The 17,148-nt window shown below is 44.7% G+C and carries 16 protein-coding genes and 1 pseudogene; 8 read left to right on the top strand and 9 right to left on the bottom strand.

Annotated features, from left to right (window positions below; translation table 11 throughout):
* From JGK22_RS30435 to JGK22_RS30425, 3 genes are all read right to left on the bottom strand, one after another.
* Window positions 1-204, bottom strand: a 204-nt coding sequence (locus JGK22_RS30435; RefSeq protein ID WP_293314376.1) for a DUF1822 family protein, incomplete at its 3' end; no start/stop codon positions are given.
* Window positions 205-208: 4 nt separating this feature from the next.
* Window positions 209-1,864 (bottom strand): hypothetical protein, encoded by a 1,656-nt coding sequence (locus JGK22_RS30430; protein ID WP_293182978.1) that lies wholly within the window; start codon window positions 1,862-1,864, stop codon window positions 209-211.
* 893 nt (window positions 1,865-2,757) lie between these two features.
* Complete coding sequence (locus JGK22_RS30425) at window positions 2,758-2,898, bottom strand: hypothetical protein (RefSeq protein WP_293191353.1); 141 nt, start codon at window positions 2,896-2,898, stop codon at window positions 2,758-2,760.
* A 61-nt stretch (window positions 2,899-2,959) separates the two neighbouring features.
* On the opposite strand from JGK22_RS30425, the gene JGK22_RS30420 reads away from it, so the two are divergent.
* Window positions 2,960-3,376 carry a GNAT family N-acetyltransferase gene (locus JGK22_RS30420; protein WP_293191355.1) on the top strand — a complete coding sequence of 139 codons (417 nt, stop codon included), beginning with the start codon at window positions 2,960-2,962 and terminating at the stop codon, window positions 3,374-3,376.
* 28 nt (window positions 3,377-3,404) lie between these two features.
* Here JGK22_RS30420 and JGK22_RS30415 read toward each other — a convergent pair.
* Window positions 3,405-5,001, bottom strand: a pseudogene (locus JGK22_RS30415) (IS1182 family transposase).
* A gap of 55 nt (window positions 5,002-5,056) precedes the next feature.
* Between JGK22_RS30415 and JGK22_RS30410 the strand changes: the two are divergent.
* Together JGK22_RS30410 and JGK22_RS33370 are read left to right on the top strand one after the other, a co-directional pair.
* Complete coding sequence (locus JGK22_RS30410; protein WP_363319271.1) at window positions 5,057-5,608, top strand: LD-carboxypeptidase; 552 nt, start codon at window positions 5,057-5,059, stop codon at window positions 5,606-5,608.
* A gap of 104 nt (window positions 5,609-5,712) precedes the next feature.
* Window positions 5,713-5,970 carry a transposase gene (locus JGK22_RS33370; RefSeq protein WP_363319269.1) on the top strand — a complete coding sequence of 86 codons (258 nt, stop codon included), beginning with the start codon at window positions 5,713-5,715 and terminating at the stop codon, window positions 5,968-5,970.
* Window positions 5,971-6,200: 230 nt separating this feature from the next.
* Here JGK22_RS33370 and JGK22_RS30405 read toward each other — a convergent pair whose 3' ends face one another.
* From JGK22_RS30405 to JGK22_RS30390, 3 genes are all read right to left on the bottom strand, one after another.
* Window positions 6,201-7,391 (bottom strand): transposase, encoded by a 1,191-nt coding sequence (locus tag JGK22_RS30405; protein WP_293182974.1) that lies wholly within the window; start codon window positions 7,389-7,391, stop codon window positions 6,201-6,203.
* A 746-nt stretch (window positions 7,392-8,137) separates the two neighbouring features.
* A complete protein-coding gene (locus tag JGK22_RS30395; RefSeq protein ID WP_293182972.1) occupies window positions 8,138-9,229 on the bottom strand; it encodes a hypothetical protein in 1,092 nt (363 codons plus the stop codon).
* A 1,183-nt stretch (window positions 9,230-10,412) separates the two neighbouring features.
* Complete coding sequence (locus JGK22_RS30390; RefSeq protein ID WP_293197277.1) at window positions 10,413-10,580, bottom strand: hypothetical protein; 168 nt, start codon at window positions 10,578-10,580, stop codon at window positions 10,413-10,415.
* A gap of 285 nt (window positions 10,581-10,865) precedes the next feature.
* Between JGK22_RS30390 and JGK22_RS30385 the strand changes: the two genes are divergently transcribed.
* Complete coding sequence (locus JGK22_RS30385) at window positions 10,866-11,405, top strand: cyclic nucleotide-binding domain-containing protein (protein ID WP_293182970.1); 540 nt, start codon at window positions 10,866-10,868, stop codon at window positions 11,403-11,405.
* Window positions 11,406-11,567: 162 nt separating this feature from the next.
* Here JGK22_RS30385 and JGK22_RS30380 read toward each other — a convergent pair whose 3' ends face one another.
* Window positions 11,568-11,945, bottom strand: coding sequence for a hypothetical protein (locus JGK22_RS30380; RefSeq protein ID WP_293232614.1), 378 nt, complete (start codon window positions 11,943-11,945; stop codon window positions 11,568-11,570).
* On the opposite strand from JGK22_RS30380, the gene JGK22_RS30375 reads away from it, so the two are divergent.
* The gene (locus tag JGK22_RS30375; protein ID WP_293314374.1) at window positions 11,936-12,061 is read left to right on the top strand and encodes a hypothetical protein; all 126 of its coding nucleotides are present in this window, start codon (window positions 11,936-11,938) and stop codon (window positions 12,059-12,061) included. The genes JGK22_RS30380 and JGK22_RS30375 overlap by 10 nt on opposite strands.
* A 79-nt stretch (window positions 12,062-12,140) precedes the next feature.
* Here JGK22_RS30375 and JGK22_RS30370 read toward each other — a convergent pair whose 3' ends face one another.
* A complete protein-coding gene (locus JGK22_RS30370) occupies window positions 12,141-13,001 on the bottom strand; it encodes an FAD-binding domain-containing protein (protein WP_293314372.1) in 861 nt (286 codons plus the stop codon).
* A 206-nt stretch (window positions 13,002-13,207) separates the two neighbouring features.
* Here JGK22_RS30370 and JGK22_RS30365 point away from each other — a divergent pair, with 206 nt between their 5' ends.
* The 3 genes from JGK22_RS30365 (at window position 13,208) to JGK22_RS30355 (ending at window position 16,434) form a co-directional block, all read left to right on the top strand.
* The gene (locus JGK22_RS30365; RefSeq protein WP_293179512.1) at window positions 13,208-14,437 is read left to right on the top strand and encodes an RNA-guided endonuclease TnpB family protein; all 1,230 of its coding nucleotides are present in this window, start codon (window positions 13,208-13,210) and stop codon (window positions 14,435-14,437) included.
* 157 nt (window positions 14,438-14,594) lie between these two features.
* Window positions 14,595-15,770: a bifunctional diaminohydroxyphosphoribosylaminopyrimidine deaminase/5-amino-6-(5-phosphoribosylamino)uracil reductase RibD gene (gene ribD, locus JGK22_RS30360; RefSeq protein WP_293179515.1), complete on the top strand. Its 1,176-nt coding sequence runs from the start codon at window positions 14,595-14,597 to the stop codon at window positions 15,768-15,770.
* A 52-nt stretch (window positions 15,771-15,822) separates the two neighbouring features.
* On the top strand, window positions 15,823-16,434 hold the full coding sequence (locus JGK22_RS30355) for a hypothetical protein (RefSeq protein ID WP_293193945.1): 612 nt from the start codon (window positions 15,823-15,825) through the stop codon (window positions 16,432-16,434).
* Window positions 16,435-17,148: the final 714 nt, after the last annotated feature.

Below are 17,148 nucleotides of genomic sequence, written 5' to 3'. Positions count from 1 at the left end.
TGCTTCTTCTGCCAGCCATTCCGATAACCAGTTCAAGAATGTTTTTAAACAAACACCATTGAGATAAGCATTGTAGCGCGAAATCGGATTAGAATGATGCTGAGCTTTGCGCCATGGAATTTCTAGGTCAGCTTCGTCAATTGTCAACTGCAAGCGGTAAGAATTATGAAAGTTGAAAGGCTGTAATTGGTTGGGTTGAAACATTGTTTTATTCTCCTTTTTTAGATGCAGTTAAAGTTTGCAAGCATTGTTGAACGATCGGATCGATGTTTTTAGAAGTATCTTCGCCCTCTAGAGGTAGATTCAGAGTCCGACTAGCAGCTAAAATTTGATCGTGATAAAACTTCGCTAGCCACTGCCCGACACACTTCTTCTGCCAAGCATTCAGCACCTTTATCAATTTTGCTTGTAATTTATGCTGAGCTTGAGAGATGGCGGCATCTACCTCTAACAAATTAATGCCAAGCCGATCGGCAATGTTCTCTTCTGCTACTTGTTGACCGTATCGGAGGCGCAAAATTTCTTGCTCTTTAGAGTCAAGTTCTCTAATTGCTCGATCCAAGGCTTTTTGAATTAATTCTGAGTGCAGGGTAGCGCTGCAATTTCTCTCTAGCCACGTAACTACCTGCTGGGGAACCCATCGTTCGGGGGCGGATACTTTTACTAGAGCTTCTAACAGTTTTAGCTCAATAGTAGTGAGGCGTCTGGAAATAGAGGACTGATTCAGTTTTAATTTAAGTTCTAGTTGCTTTTGCTTGAATCCAAAACCGTAATAAAATAAAAGAATTTTGTGCTGATCGGGTTTTAAATTTGCTATGTGTTCGTCAAAAGCAGAGTCAATCATGTTACTCAATTCGCTTACTTTTGCAGGGGAATTTTTTACTTCGTCTGTATTTGAGTTTCCCATCTCTAACTTATAAAACAATTCCTCAGTATCTTGTTCCTGAAGCACTCCTAAGGATAGTGGAAAATTGATGAAATTGGGATAATTTTGTAACGCATTAATGCAGATTTTCATCCAAGCTTGCATTTGCTTTCCGCTAATGTTTGCACCCGCCGAGACTTCATACGGCGCTGAGGACAGGGACTTTTCTGCATTGTAACACTCTGCTGCTTCCTGAAAGTCTTCGCTGTCAGCCTCCAGCCATTTTTGCCCTCTTTGACGAATTGCGGGATTATTAACCTTATTAAAGCAATAAACTTTTTTAAAGTATTTGCGCGCAAATATAAATTGAGAAAGGTAAGGTTCTCGATAGGCATTTTGGAGGGCTTCACGAAGCTCTAGATCGCTTTTTTTATCTAGCAGTCGCCAGGGCGAGAACTTACCGATATCTGATTCCGAGTTGATAACTCTTATCAAAGTTTGCTGGATATATGTATCTAAAGAAGCCTGACGGTCAGTATTGTAAGACCTTAACAACTTCAAAAGATTGTCATAATTGTAAATAGAAACGCGAGCGTAGCAAAGATAATCTTCCCAAGAGCAATTACTGGACTGCGCTCGTACTCTGTTAGCTGCGTAGTAGCAGTGTTTTTCAAAATAACTAGCCAAATGTTTTAAAGCTAGCATTTTCCTATTTTCTGGTTCCCATTCTCGGGCGATATGCGAAGGCACACCAATCGCTATCTGCTTCCAAAATTCGGCTATACGTTGACTTCCATCGGGCCGAGCGCACAACTCTGAAAGCACCTGATTTCGTTCTTTGTACAACTCAAAGTTGCGCTTTAGTTCAGCATAAATTTGCCAAGAAAGAGCAGGACGACCGCTGCCGCTTGTCAGCATGAGATAGGTAAAAAAATTCTCGGCGTTATCTCGACGTTCAGGAAGTCTGGGAATACTTTCCTGGTTGAAAGGGTTGGGCATCTTAGCCGATTCTCCAATAATAATATAAGGAAAAATTGATGCGGGATTTTTGAGTTGAAACTTGACTGGCCTTGTTCGGGGCGATGCCTCAGCCTAGGCAGCTACGCCATCGCAGGTCGTTCGCCGGTGCGATGTCGGGGATGTTGCTGGGTGGCTCTTGAGTAACGGCGCGATCGATTTCAGCATACAGGCTGTGAAAGAACTTTGAAAGTGTACTACTAACTTATTGGCACCGCCAGCCGAGAATTATGCAGGTGGCTGTGAGTTGGGGAGGCAGTATTGTTTCCGAACAAGCGGCTAGAGCATCAGTCCAGCAGAACTTGCAGTATTGGGTTTAAACTCGTTTTTCGTCGATCGCCGAACGTTGAAACAACTTTTTTCTTTGAGAATTATTTTACTGGACTGGCGTTTGAGCAGCGTATCATACCAAATCCGAGGAGCGTACCCCCAGAACGATCGCCGAAAAGTAGGGTGCGTCGCGAGCTTACTCCCTTCCTGGTAGAAGATTATGTACTTCTTCCTGATTCTTCCTCGTCCTACCCTACCCTTCATGAATCGCCCGGATTTGGTATCGATTGCTTGCCCTCGTGCTGAGCGTGAAAGTGTGGTTTGTATCTAAGAGCTTTTGAGACATAACTGCTTGAATTGAAGCAGCAGCAGGCAAGCTTCTGGCCACATTCCTCCAAAAATGAGACACTAGACCTCACAGGCAGTTCCAGAATAGCCTCGATCGCTTTTGTTATTGCATTGTCCGACAAGCGACTGCGATCGCCCTTCGGTTCAGGAGCGCGATCGTCTCTAGCCGTCAGCTAGCTCGATCGCTCTTGCTTATTCAATTGAACGACTATCGAGCAATTTGCAGAAATTTGCAGACATAATTTTGAACATTTTAGCTAAAAAATAGCCTCAACTTCAGAGATAAACTTCCGCCGATTGTCTAAGATGTTGACAACTACGAAAATTGCCGATCGCACAAATTTATTTGCATATTTTTGAACTATGGCATTTCTTTTCTGTAGATTACTATCTGGCATTGCCCTATTCTGGAAACACAAATGTCAGGACATGAAATCTCAAACTGTATGGAGATAAGGGATGAAAGACACTTTGGACATAAAAGTCCGCAGAGGTGAGGTATCAGATGGAGAAATCCTGTGCTACTTGATTAACGCTTTAGCAGATAATCAAGCATTGCCAAGGCCTGATCCTGAAGCACGTCTTCGCCTGAAATTTCAGGCTTTTGACCCCTCCGCATCTTTTAATACGTGGTTAGCGGAAGTTGATGGTAAACCAGTTGGTTATGCTGTAACATTCTACACCTATTCCACTTTTTTAGCCTTACCATCCTTACATTTAGAAGATATTTTTGTGTTGCCGGAGTATCGCTTACTTGGAGTAGGAAAAGCGCTGTTTGCTCATTGCGCCAAGATAGCGCTGGAACGGAACTGCGGTCGAATCGAGTGGCTAGTATTGCACTCGAACACGCCAGCTAGGGCGTCGGTTCAGTATTAGGAGTTGACAAAAAAAGGACTTTATGAAATTAGCCAGTGCATGAGTTCGACTCTATGCCTGGTGTAATTGGCCGAACCTTATCCATTCGAGCAATGACATGAAGATTATGGACAACAGCGACTCGCCGTAGATCGAAGAGATTTTTCCGCAGTCCAATATAGCGAGCACGGTTCCCCTGCCAATGCCCAATATGAGCCAGAGAGTGTTCAACTGTAGTACGTTTTCTTAAGTCTATTCGACCAATAGCAGTGGATTGACGCGCTCGCAACTCTTGCATTAAGGCTTCATCAGGATGAATTGATACAGTCCGTCCTCTTTTACTATTCGTGCAACCAGCTCTGTGAGGACAAATTGCACATTCATTCTGAGGAAAATGAACAATCTTTCCGGGTTCAAATGGGATACTTACCTGATTGGGACAGCTAATTAAATGCGTATCCCAGTCAAGAAAAAAAGAATTTTTATCAAACCGTCCAGAATTTTTGACCGGCCACGCCTTGCAAAATATCTGTAATTTATCATCCCGTTGTGTCACCCAATGACTGGATAAATAAGCCCGATCAATATGTAACTCAGCTAGGTGAATATTTTGAAATTTTAAGTCACGTTCTAGGTCAATTGTAGCAGCAGATTCTGGAGTATTGGCGCGTGTCAACGCCACCGCACAAACTACACCACTCTCTAAATCTTTGAGGATGTGGCGTTTATATCCATCTATTTTCTTAGACTTGCTTTTCCGTCCATGTCGCATATCTGGGTCTTCAATAGAAATGCGACGGTATGAGGCTACTCCTTTGCTTAAACTCGGAACGCCTTGTGAGTCGAAAGTTACATTTTGGGATTTAATCACTCGGGCAACATCCAGAGTCTCTTGGACTACTTCAAATTCATCACTATCAGACTGGCTTTGCATCCATTCTTCCACTGAATCTAAGCTACTTAGGATAATTAAGAGTGCATTTTGACGTTCTCCTGGGTCATCCCAGTTTAAGTTATGTGGCTGTTTTTAAGCTGGAACTATTAAGGATGGGTGCACCTGCTTCCAGGGCAATTTCTGCTGGCTCCCGCCCCTGCACAGCAGCTATCATACTCACCGCCTTACGTAAAGCATGACCCAAGAGATTATATGTATCTTCGACTTTACCGGCTCCCCATAACGGGGAAGAATCTAAAGCCGCTTTGAGTTGACATGAGCCAAATCCACCTTTTTGTTTGGCAATTTCTACGGTGCGGTCAATTAAACGTTGGTCTAGTTCTTTTTTAATTAAGCGATTTCTGAATCTCACCAAAGTGGCTTTGCTAAAAGGGGGAGTTTCACAATTGAGACAATCGAGAACTAACTGCCAACGTTGATCCATGAGCATTTCTTCAATTACTTCATCATCAGAAATGCCTAAGTAGGCTTGCAAAATAATTGCCAGAGCAATTTGTGCAGGAGGAACTGGACCCTGACCTACTGTGCTGTCTTTAAAGATTGTAGCAAGTTCTTGTTGAAACTCATCATTAAATATGAATGAACGGTTCAGTCGAAGAAACGTGAATAACTTGGCTCGTTTAATCCGTTTGATAATCAACGCTTCTGTTGCTGAGAGTTCAATTGGAGGATGCCATAAGTGAGGGCGCATAAGGTTTCTTACTTCTTTCTGATTGTGAGAATTTAACAGGCTTTTCAATTCACATATCATTTCCAGTTTTTTTTGTCAACTCCTAATACTGAACCGACGCCCTAGGTATCCGAAACCTTTTATTGGCATGAGTGACATTACCACTCTATGCTGGAATCTTTGGCAAAAGGCTAACATCCCGACCATTTATGGTCTAAATTTGCGCCATTTTGCTGAAGATACACAGCTATCCGAGTTTGGGCAATTTCAAAAAACACTAGCAAGTTCCCAGGAGTTTTCCGGGTTCACGCGAAAGCCAATCCAAGAATTCCAAGTTTACCGTTCAGGACGTATGTCTGGACTTTTAGTAGGAGGTAATTTAGCTGTGATGTGCTGGCTATTAGGTACGGCTTTTGCTCCTGAAATTCCCAACGGAGCAATTTTGTTTTTAGAAGACGACATTGAAACCAACGGCTACTATTGGCAAATGTATTTAACCCATCTCAAGCAAGCTGGTGTATTTGAAAAAATCAGCGGTTTAGTTTTTGGTCAAGTGGATAAGGGTACTGTATTTCAGCCGAAATCGTCCTTTAAAGAGATTTTAGACATTGTTATAGAATCCATTTGATATCTTTTTAGCGATCGCGTAGAATCAAGGCAGAGTAGGTAAATTCAAGTAAATTGGGGCGCAAAATGGGGTATTCAAGCGATTTGACAGACTCATAGTGGGAAATTATCGAGCCATTATTACCCCAAAAAAAGAAAACTAGACCTCTGGTGTGGACAAAGCGACAAATCTTGAATGCCATATTTTATCAGCTCAAAAACGGTTGTAATTGGGCTGACTTGCCCAGAGATCTACCACCATATTCAACTGTTTTCTGGCACTATCAGAATTTGTGCGAAGAGGGTGCTATCGATCAAATTATGACCAAATTACATCAGAAAGCACGCGAACAAGTCAAAAAAAACCAGAGTGGACAACCCTGATCATGATTGACTCTCAAGCGGTGAAAAACACGCTTTTATGCCAGTATTGAGTCGAAAGGGTTTTGTTTTTACAAATGCACAAATGGCATCAAAAGACATCTAGCAGTGGACATATTAGGCTTCCCCTTCTTTACTCACTGCAAATACGGCTAGCGTATCTGACGACCAAGGTTTGATTGAAATGCTCACACTTGACACTCCCCAGCCTAAAGGCGTGGGGATTCTTTAATCTACGAGCCAACTTGCTTAGACAGGATTTCTCCAGCCAAAGTAGAGGTCGATTCTCCCAAAGCGTTGCTTGCGTCAAGCGCAAAGGTTCCGGTATGCCCTACCGTACCCAATCCTCGACTCAGGATATTTCTAGCTGCGTTAAAATCTCTATCCATTACACAACCGCACTTACAAAGATGAGTTCTAGTGGATAGTGTCTTCTTGACAATTGCACCGCAACTAGAGCATTCTTGGCTAGTATACTGCGGATTTACCGCCACCGTTACTTTCTCAAATACTTTAGCAAAGTATTCAATGCAGACCCGAAACTGATACCAAGATGCGTCATTAATAGACTTAGCCAGACAATGATTTTTTACCATATTTTTAATCCTCAAGTCTTCGTAAGCTATCAAGTCGTTAGACTGAACTACGCACCTTGCAAGTTTGATTGCATGGTCTCTGCGTTGCCTACTTATTTTGAGGTGGCGTTTCCCTAAAATCTGTCTAGCTTTGCCTCTATTTTTTGAACCCTTAACTTTTCTAGAAACACGACGACCAGAACGTTTGAGAACTTTCTCACTTTTTCGGAGGAATTTAGGATTTTCAACCATTACACCGTTTGAATCGGTGTAATATTCCTTCAAACCAACGTCTAATCCGATGGTATTTCCAGAAGGCTCTGTGTTTTCCTTTCGATCGACATCGACACAGAATTGGACATACACGCCGTCTGCACGTTTTACCAATCTTACCCGTTTGATTTGGGTGATTTGATAGAAATGCAAATCCCGTGTTCCCTTTAATTTGAGTTTACCAATCCCTTTTTTGTCGGTAAATTTGATTGACTTCCTGTCATCCGCAAGTTTCCATCCAGTTGATTTATAGTCAACTGAGCGACAGTTTTTCTGAAATTGGGGATACCCTTTTTTCCCGACCAGACCTTTTTTACAGTTGTCATAGAATCGGGAGATAGCAGACCAGGCTCTTTCGGCACTAGCTTGTCTAGCTTGAGAGTTAAGTTCGTCGGCAAACGGGAAATTTTTAGCCAGCACGGCACAATATTTGTTTAAGTCGTACTTATCTATTTTTCTATTGTCCATCCAATAGCGCAAACAGCTATTGCGGACAAATTGTGCTGTACGAATCGCTTCATCTACTGCTGCAATCTGACTGGATTTTCCGTAAGCTTTGAACTCAAAAACTAGCATGGCTTTGCCTCCTACCTTATGCTAGATCTTTCAGCACAAAATGGGCTGGTATTGTAACAAAGGTTTACAACTAAAGCCGTCCTAAAAGGACGGGGTTTTAAACCCAATTTCCTGATAACATTGATTACTTCAAATCTAAACCTTCCGATTTGCCGATATAGGACCATCTTGTTAGACAACGGCTATCACCCTGACAAGCTGACTCAAGCACTGTCAGCGATTTACCCTGAAATTATGACTAAGATTCAATTTGAACTGTCTGCCAAACCATCAAAAGCCGAAAAAGAAGCTTTCATGGCAATCTGGATTTGTGCCTGTTGTGGCTAGATGGGTCATCGAAAGATCAAATGGTTGGGTGGAAAGGTGTAAAAGCTTAGTCAAAAATTTTGACCGTACACTTAAACGTTCTAATGCCAAGCTTAAACTGTGTTTTATTAGGCTGATGATTAAAAGATTAGCTGCGACACCTGTCACCTAAAGATCTCAAATTGGTTCTATATAACCACTGAAACTAAGAGGGCCCAAGCCCAACAACGTCCGCGAATCTTTCGCTAGATCCGCTATATACAACTAAGTGTCCTCCAAATTGCCATGTCCTCCGATGGTAGAGAAAGGCTATTGCTGTGTCCTCCAAATTGCGATATCCTCGATTGCTTGAGATTTTCTACCATCAAAAAAGGTTGACTGTATTCCTACAGCCAACCCCGCGCTCATTTAATTGTTATGCGTTTGCTTAAACAGCAAAACTATCTGGCAATATTCGGGAACGTATAGCCAACACCTAGTAACAATCCCACGTCAGTTCCGTCGAGAAAACCAATATTCAGTCCTGCTGTGGCTGTAAAATTGCTCGACAGTGGCACATCTATACCTCCCGAAATCAGGAAGCCAAAATTACCGTCATCGCCGGTAGAAAATGCTACGCCAGCACCTAAATAAGGAGCAGCGGTAATCACAAAATCATCGCTGACTTCGACGGCCTCTCGGGATACAAAATCGTAGGTGACTGGAACTAGAACAGTTAGATTGTCGCGGAACAAAACACTCGGTCTCACCGAGAAATTGTTCGTCAAACCAATTTTGCTAAGAATCGCAAAAGAAGTGTCGCCTAGGGCTGAATCTCCGCCAAAACCGATGTTACCGCCAATACCAATGTAGCTGGGCCCTGAACGGGTAGCTCTGCCCGGTTTGACGGTTGTACCGCCCGGTTGAGCCAATATCTGAGGTTTGTCTGAGGCTGTTGCGGGATTCTGGGCAACTTTCGGTTGGTTCGTCAGGGCTGAGGCGGAAGTGCTGACAGGGTTGCTCAACACTTCTTGTGTTGTTTTGACTTCTTTTTCTTCCTTGGATGCTGTCAGTTCTGAATTAGGTCGATCGGCCACAATCTGGGATTTTTGCTGAATTTCAACGCTATTCTCAGCAATTTTCGCTGTTTCTGCCGATTTTTCGGTTTCAGCAGCAATGGATGTAGGTGTATTTTGCTCAGTTGCTGGGACAGCAATTTCCGATGTTGCTGCTGTGGATTCTGCCGGTGCTGCCGCAGATGCTTCCGAGTTGACTGCCGGTGCGGAGGCTGCTGGCTCTGCTGCTGGTGTTAGTTCGATCGAACTGATAGAATCAATTTTTGTATTGCTAGCTGTTATTTCGGCATCAGCTTTCACTGCTGAAGTTGCCGCCCGCGAGGAAATTTGGTCAATATTTTGAGTTGCCGCATTTGCGGTTGTAGCGATATCGGGCAAGTTGCCGGTTTCAGCTTTCGCTGACATGGTAGTGCAACAAACTGCTAAAGCTGCAAGATTTATTAACGCAAAAGTAGACTTGGAAAATAGACTATTCATCAGAAAAATGGGTTTGAAACCCCGTCCTTTTAGGACGGCTTTACATTTTAGTTTTAGGTTGGTGTTAGGGGTGGAATTACCGACCCCTAATCTATCTACCGCCGGGCGAACTACTAAATGCCGGGTGCTTTTGCCTCGAACACTTTCGCGCCTGACAATTACCGACTGACATTGTTTGTTCGCGATCGCATAACAAGTGGCGATAAGCCCATGTGTATATTTCCCTTCGCTACTGACTATCACAGAGGTTACAGATTAGGGAGGCGTCCAGTAACGTATGAATGGTGTACCACCACCAGATAGTTCAGTTTGGGTTTTTAGCCCGTAAGCTAGACACTGTTTTAGTCCTGAATCAAGAAGGTGGTAAACCTTCCTCTTTCAAGCCCCATGCCTTGATAGCTGGGGTTAGTGACAAGACACTCCTCATTGAATGGTGTGTTAAAAGTTTGACACTCCCTGGCGTGAACGCGCGGGGATTCTTGGTTCACAGACATACCTTAAAATTGTCCATCCTTTCGGCAATACTTAAACCAAAAACCCGTTCGATAGAACCTGTGTTTTGAGCCTAAGAAAGAGCAATCCCAGAGGGCTTATCTCCCCAAGCGAAGCGAGAGTCTCCTCTCTTCCGTGTGCCCCACGGTACGTTTAATCTTCAAGATTTTAGTTTTCTGGTCTGGGTTACGTTAGTTACCCTAGCTATGTTTTTCGTGGTGTTCGCCACCCACTAACTATTATTATTTCCCGACCAGTCGTTTGAGCTTGGTGTCTCATGTGTATCGGCGGTTATTCTACCTGTAGTATTACTCTACTATACCATCTTGAACAAGAAATTTAGATAATTAAATCCGTGCTAAAAGGACGGGGCTTTAGACCCAACTTTCTGGTAAGTGTTTGAGGGCTCTAGTCGAGACCTTTGCTGAAAAATGACACAAATATGAGTTGTGTTGTTCCTAGATTGGCACTTAACCCTCTTAGAGTCAACTCTCTCTGCTGATTAGATTCAAGAACCGAAGGCTAGTCGATCGACTAATTTTAATTTACAGTTCGACGATCTAAAAATCAATCCTAGGGGAGAGTTCACTCTTGATGGTGCTTATACCACTTTTGCTCAAAAAAAGCAACTGCAAACAACCTCGAAACCACGAGCTTCATCAGTCAGTCAGTCGATTTTAGATTTTAGATTTTAGATTTTAGATTTACTTGCAGCTTCTTGAATCACCGGAGCTGGAAGTCGATCGCGCGCGCAGAGCATTCTACAATGCTGTACATGAGGGCGCTGCACCCGCCCGCCACCACAGTGGAAAAATCCGGCTGCGTGAGGGCGCACCGGCTCGAAACGAATATCCAGCAAGGTTTGACAACTGTTTACTGTTTAGGGAATTCGGGGGTCTAAATTGGGGCAGTTGGGCGAGGGCGATCGGCTCCTGCACAGTCCCGGACAAGTCATGTAGAATATCATTGATCCTACAAACAGTCGTAGCTCGATCGTGTCAAAATTATTAGATATTATTCATTATTGTGGAAAATTCAATGTCTTAGTAAAGTTTAGCCTTCGCGATCGCTCAGTATCTGACGACCTAACAGCACGCAACTAAACAAGTAAAAAATAAAAAGTATCTGTTCTCAACCTGACTTTATGAGCAAAGTTCTAGTTATATTAGGCGAATTGAGCGATCGCGACATCGATTGGATGCTCGCCAACGGCAGCCGCACCACAGTCCCCCCCGGCACCACTCTCATCGTCGAAGGTCAACCCTTAGACGCACTGTACATAGTTCTGGATGGAACTTTGAGCGTTGCTGTATCATCTTTGGGCGACAAAGAAATTGGAAAAATCATCTGCGGCGAAGTGTTGGGCGAAATGTCTTTTGTAGACGGGAGGCTTCCTTCTGCTAGCGTCACGGCAATTGATGAATGCCTCATCCTGTCAATTCCGAGGCGGCTGCTAACTGAAAAACTAGAGCAAGACGTGCTGTTTTCCCTGCGATTTTATCGGGCGATTACTAAATTTCTGTCGTCGAGACTGCGGGGTACAGTCAAACGCTTCGGCGAAGATACTGATTATTTAATATATCAAGACCCCCACGACGATCGCGCGATCGGGCAAAATGTCGAAAATCCTGATTTGGCTCAATCTAGATTTGAATGGCTGTTGCAGCGTTTGAAGGAGACTTGAAGTCAGTTGACAGTTGACAGTTGACAGTTGACAGTTAACAGTTGACAGTTGACAGTTGACAGTTGACAGTCAGCAGTCATTAGTCATTAGTTAGTTGCTACAAATTCTCTTCGGATCGATGCCCGATGCCCGATGCCCGATGCCCGATGCCCAATTCCCCAATTAAAAAACATATTTTTCGGCAACGCGCCAATAGCGGGAAAAACGCTTCAAATCAATGTAGCCATCGTAGCGGACAAAAGGTTCGGGTGGCAAAACTTCTACTGGAAACTCCCTCCTAATTTCCCGGCAAATATCCTCAAACCGAGGGCTGGGACTTTCCGCTGTAACGATTTGATTCGCACCGGATTCTTTAGCAAAAGCGATAACTTCGGCAGCGACATCGCCGCGCCGAATAACTACCGGCAACTCTAGTAAACATTCATAAATAAACACCATTCGCTTGAGACTTAACTGCCATTCATCGATCAGTGCATCGTCCCAAACCCAGATTGCTTGTGCTTCTGGGTGAGCTTGGAAAGCTGGGCCTTGTGGACTCAAGCAGTCGCCGTGCAGGGGAATTGGGAATTGGGAATTGGGAATTGGGAATTGGGAATTGGGAATTGGGAATTGGGAATTGGGAATTGGGAATTGGGAATTGGGAATTGGGAATGTAAAAAAGTTGAATTATTTTTATTACTTCTTCCCTCTTCCTAATGTCAACTGTCAACTGTCAACTGTCAACTGTCAACTGACTTAATTTTTCCTTTTTTTCTGAGGGCGTTGCCAACTTTGAGAACCGCCCGTGCGATCGACCTTTTCGCCATTGGGAAACAACTTGCTCTCCAAATATTCGTAAGTTCCCTCAAAATCGCATTGTCCGTACAGAGGACAATCGCGACAATAAACTGACTTAGTGTAACGTTCCAGATTTTCCCGATTAAAAAAATAAGCCTTGTGACTAAAAGTGCTCGCTACCCACTGCCAAGAAAGATTGTTGCTTGCCGGATCTCCATCTAGCAAATGTTGCAAAAACCAGCGAGCTCCAGCTTGCCAGCGCACGCGGCGCCAGTGTACCAAATAACTAGCCATCCACATCCGCTGGTGGTTGTGCAAATAACCAGTTTCCCGCAACTCGCGGCTGAAGCTGTCGATGCACACTAAACCAGTCGTGCCCTCGACGACATCCTGCGGCAGAGTTTCGCTGTAATCTTTGCTAGTGTAACCAGTTTTGTATGGTTCCCGGTCTTCCCAAATCTTTTTGCCCAATTCGGCGTACAGCCGCTGCCAATAATCCCGCCAACCCAACTCGTTGACAAGTTTCACGGCATCTTCTGAATGCTGCACCTTGGCTAGTACGGCATCTCGGACTTCGGCAAGACTCAAAACGCCGTAGCGCAAATAGGGCGACAATCGCGTTACTGCACCGTTGAGAAAGTTACGGGTTGAGGAGTATTTGCTGGGATCGACTTGTTGCAGCAATGTCTCGGCTGCTTGGCGCCCGCCTGTGGTTGGGGGTACGTTGCTATCCCGGGCGGTGGTTTGGGGGAATTGTTCGCGCACGTAGGCTATTAATTCGTCGCGGCTGGCAAATTCCCGCTTCATGTCCTGACTCATGGTTTTTTGTTAAGCGCCTGCTATGGTTTTTTAACTTTTGAGGGGGTTTGGGGGAGCGATAAGTCCCACGCTGTACCCGTTGGGTCAGCGTTGGGATACATGGACTCCCCCAAGCAAATTTTATCCGGTCAATCCCGGTAAAATTTGCCAGCTAGATGGACTAATTTTATCAAGAATGTATATAATGCTAAAGAGAGGTAAAAACAATGCAGCATCAAGCCGTCAAAGTCAGACTGTATCCGACAACTGAACAACAAGAGATACTATCTCAGCACTTTGGATGCTCTCGCTGGTGGTGGAATCATGCACTCAACTTGTGCATTGAAACCTACAAAGCCACGGGTAAAGGCTTGACTCAAATTGCGTTGAACAAACTCCTACCAAATCTCAAAAAACAAGAAGAAACACAATGGTTGTCGGAGTGTTACTCTCAAGTTTTGCAAGCGACTACGCTCAAATTGGTAACTGCTTACAAGAACTTTTTTGAGTCGAGAGCTAAATACCCTAGATTCAAAGCCAAGAAAAATAGGCAATCAATCCAGTATCCGCAGTCAGTCAAAATTGTTGATGGTTTCCTCAAGTTTCCTGGTCGTGTCGGCATTGTTAAAGTCAAGTTACATCGACCGATTGAAGGAATTATCAAAACTGTAACAGTCAGCATGACCCCTTCAGGAAAATACTATGCCTCTGTGCTGACAGAACTCGAAGGAGACAAATTAGTTGCTCACACCGATGGAAAAGTTGCAGGAATTGACTTGGGATTGAAAGATTTTGCTGTTGTCAATGATGGTATCAAGACATCCAAATACCCGAATCCTAAGCATTTAGCAAAACATGAACGCAACCTGAAAAGAAAACAGCAAAAACTAGCCAGAAAGGAGAAAGGAAGCAGGTCGAGAGATCGAGCCAGGAAACTGGTTGCTAGGGTTCACGAACGAATCAGCAATGTCCGTCAAGACTACTTGCATAAGCTATCCAGAAAGCTTGTTGACGACAACCAAGTCATCGTAGTCGAAAACCTTCACGTTAAGGGCATGGTTCGCAACCACAAACTAGCTAAAGCAATTTCTGATGTAGGTTGGGGGATGTTTGTCAATTTCTTGCAGTACAAACTAGACCGTGAAGGTAAAGTGTTGGTAGAGATTGACCGATGGTTTCCTAGCTCGAAACTCTGTTCAAATTGCCACTATCAGGTGAATGAAATGCCATTAGACGTTAGGACATGGACTTGTCCTAGTTGCGGTACTCATCACGATAGGGACGGAAACGCCTCAATAAATATCAGAGCAGAAGGAATCAGAATGCTATCGGTCTTGGGAACCAGGACTGCTGCTGATGGAGGGGATGTGAGTCCGAAGCTGGGACGTAAGTCTAAGCTGACGCAATCCCCAATGAAGTCAGAAGCCCACGCTGTACCGAAGGTCAGCGTTGGGTAGTTCACAGCTATTTGTTTGGGCGTGTGGGGTCGATCGCCATTTTAATCGCCTTTCAATCCTGATACCGTAAAGTTTGGCTCAACAATCGATCGCCGCCCGTTCGCAAAAATTAGCATCAAACTTACTAAACTTAGGTTAGATATCAGAGCAAAATCTCATGGAAACTTTTGAGGCGGACGCTAAACCGATCGCCAACTTAGCTAATCGACAGCAGCAAGGTACAAAACAACTGGACAATAGCACAATTCAAGAGTTCGATCGAGCCATGATGCGCCGCTGCATAGAATTGGCCCGCCGCGCCCTCGGCAAAACCGCACCCAACCCCCTCGTCGGTTCCGTAGTTGTCCGAGACGGTAAGATTGTCGGCGAAGGGTTCCATCCCGGTGCCGGCCAACCTCACGCCGAAGTGTTTGCACTCCGGGAAGCGGGGGAACTTGCCGCCGGAGCGACTGTTTACGTGAACCTGGAACCCTGCAACCACTACGGTCGGACTCCTCCCTGTTCCGAAGCTTTAGTTAAGGCTAAGGTGGCAAAAGTAGTGGCTGGAATGGTCGATCCAAATCCATTGGTAGCTGGCACTGGGCTGGCTCGATTGCGGGATGCTGGCATTGAAGTGGTGGCGGGAGTGGAAGGGGAAGCTTGTCAGAAACTCAACGAGGCTTTCGTACACCGGATTTTGTACCGCCAGCCTTTCGGAATTTTGAAATATGCGATGACTTTAGACGGTAAAATTGCTACTACTACCGGTCACAGCGCTTGGGTGACAGGCGAGGAAGCTCGGAGCGAGGTACATCGGGTGCGTGCCGGCTGCGATGCGGTGATTGTTGGGGGAAATACGGTGCGTCTAGATAATCCGAAACTAACAAGCCACCAGCCTGACAGAAACAATCCCTTGCGGGTGGTGATGAGCCGCTCTCTGGATTTGCCGAAGTCGGCTTGGTTGTGGGAAACCTCCTCGGCGGCTACTTTGGTACTGACTGAGCCTGGGGTTAAGCCGGAATTTCAGGAATTTTTGATTGCCAAAGGGGTGGAAGTTGTGGAGTTGTCACCGCTGACACCGACTAATGTGATGACTTATTTGTACGATCGATCTTTTATGTCTGTACTGTGGGAGTGCGGTGGCACTTTGGCGGCTTCGGCAATTGCTGAAGGTGCAGTGCAGAAAATTATGGCTTTTATTGCTCCTAAAATTGTCGGCGGCCAAGGTGCTCCAACTCCTGTGGGAGATTTGGGCTTTTCAGCAATGACTGATGCTTTGACTTTAGAGCGGGTTTCTTGGCACGCGGTGGGTGCAGATTGTGTGGTGGAAGGCTATTTTAAAATTAAAGATTGAAAGTTAAAAGCGAGTCTTTTTAGTTTTAATTTTTAACTTTATAACTCCTTTTATGACTGAAATTCTGGTTTGGAGTTTGATGGTTGGTAGTCTCGGCTTGGAGGCTGGGATTCTGGGTGTCTTGGTGAGCCGCGAGCAATTGGCTGCGGGGCAAAAATGTGATGAGGAGGAGGAAGTTTTGACTCGGTACGAATCTCAAGAAGATAATTTGACTGCGCCTGAAAATGCGATCGCAAATGGCAATCCAAAATCCGATCGCAATCCTGATGATTTGACAGTTTGGGAGTACAAGATTGTCCGGGCTAGCAGCGATTTATTTCGCAATCCGGCGATTTTTCACAAGCTGTGTCGGGAAGAGGCGGAAGTTGGCTGGGTTTTGCTCGAAAAGCTCGATGACAGGCGGGTGCGGTTCAAACGTCCGATCGCGCTGAGGGATGCCCCGAGGTCTAATTTACCAACGTTTGACCCTTACCGCAGTCATTACGGCCCGATGTCCAATGCGATGACATGGGCAGTGGCGATCGTGTTTTTGAGTGCGATCGTCCTTCCTGCTGTTTTGGGCTATGCTTTGGTGTCGGCTACTCTCAGCAGAAGTCGCTCTAATTGGCCTCCGACACCGATTCAATCCATGCCTTCTCCCGGCGGCCCAACAACTAACAATTGAAACTTTGGGGAATTGAGAATTGGTAATTGGTAATTGGTAATTGGGAAGCTTGTTTTATAGCAAGTCTAAATCATTTGTGAACCAGATTTGTTCAACGAACCGCGAAGGCGCGAAGTTCGCGTTCGGCGAAGCCGTTCCCGAAGGGTAGGAAGATAAGAAAAGAGTGTGTGTTCGCTTGATGGATTTAGGATTGCTATAGGGTGCATCTGGTTTTGGCAAGGGCGAAGCATTTCGGCACATAATTTATCAGTGAGAATCAGAGATTTACTGCCGAAATGCTTCGCCCCTACGAGTATATTTTCAAAAATGAGATGCACCCGGCTAAGGTACGTAGTTGCGCTTCAGCGCTCTTTCCGGCGTTGCTGATTTGATGTAGGAAAATTATTTCCTATGATACTGAAACCTCTGTAAAGACGTAACAATGCTACGTCTCTACATTTCAATTCATACTTAAATTCAGCAATGCGCTCTTTCCTAATATTATAAAGAGCGCTAAAGCGCAACTACGTACCTAATACGTTAATTTGATTTTAATACCAATTTTTCAAAAGAATGCAACAGTATTCTTGTACCCCCCCTGATTCATGGGGGGGCTAGGGGGGTTGAAGAGTGTTCCACAATTTTAGATAATTGGTATAAGTTTGGGGCGGTATTGCTGACGGAGCGGATAGCAATCTCAAAAGGTACGTAGTTGCGATCTTGGCGCTCTTTCCT

The organism is Microcoleus sp. PH2017_08_TRC_O_A (assembly GCF_020738665.1).
Classification (GTDB): domain Bacteria; phylum Cyanobacteriota; class Cyanobacteriia; order Cyanobacteriales; family Microcoleaceae; genus Microcoleus.
This window is presented reverse-complemented; position numbering and strand designations above follow the sequence as displayed.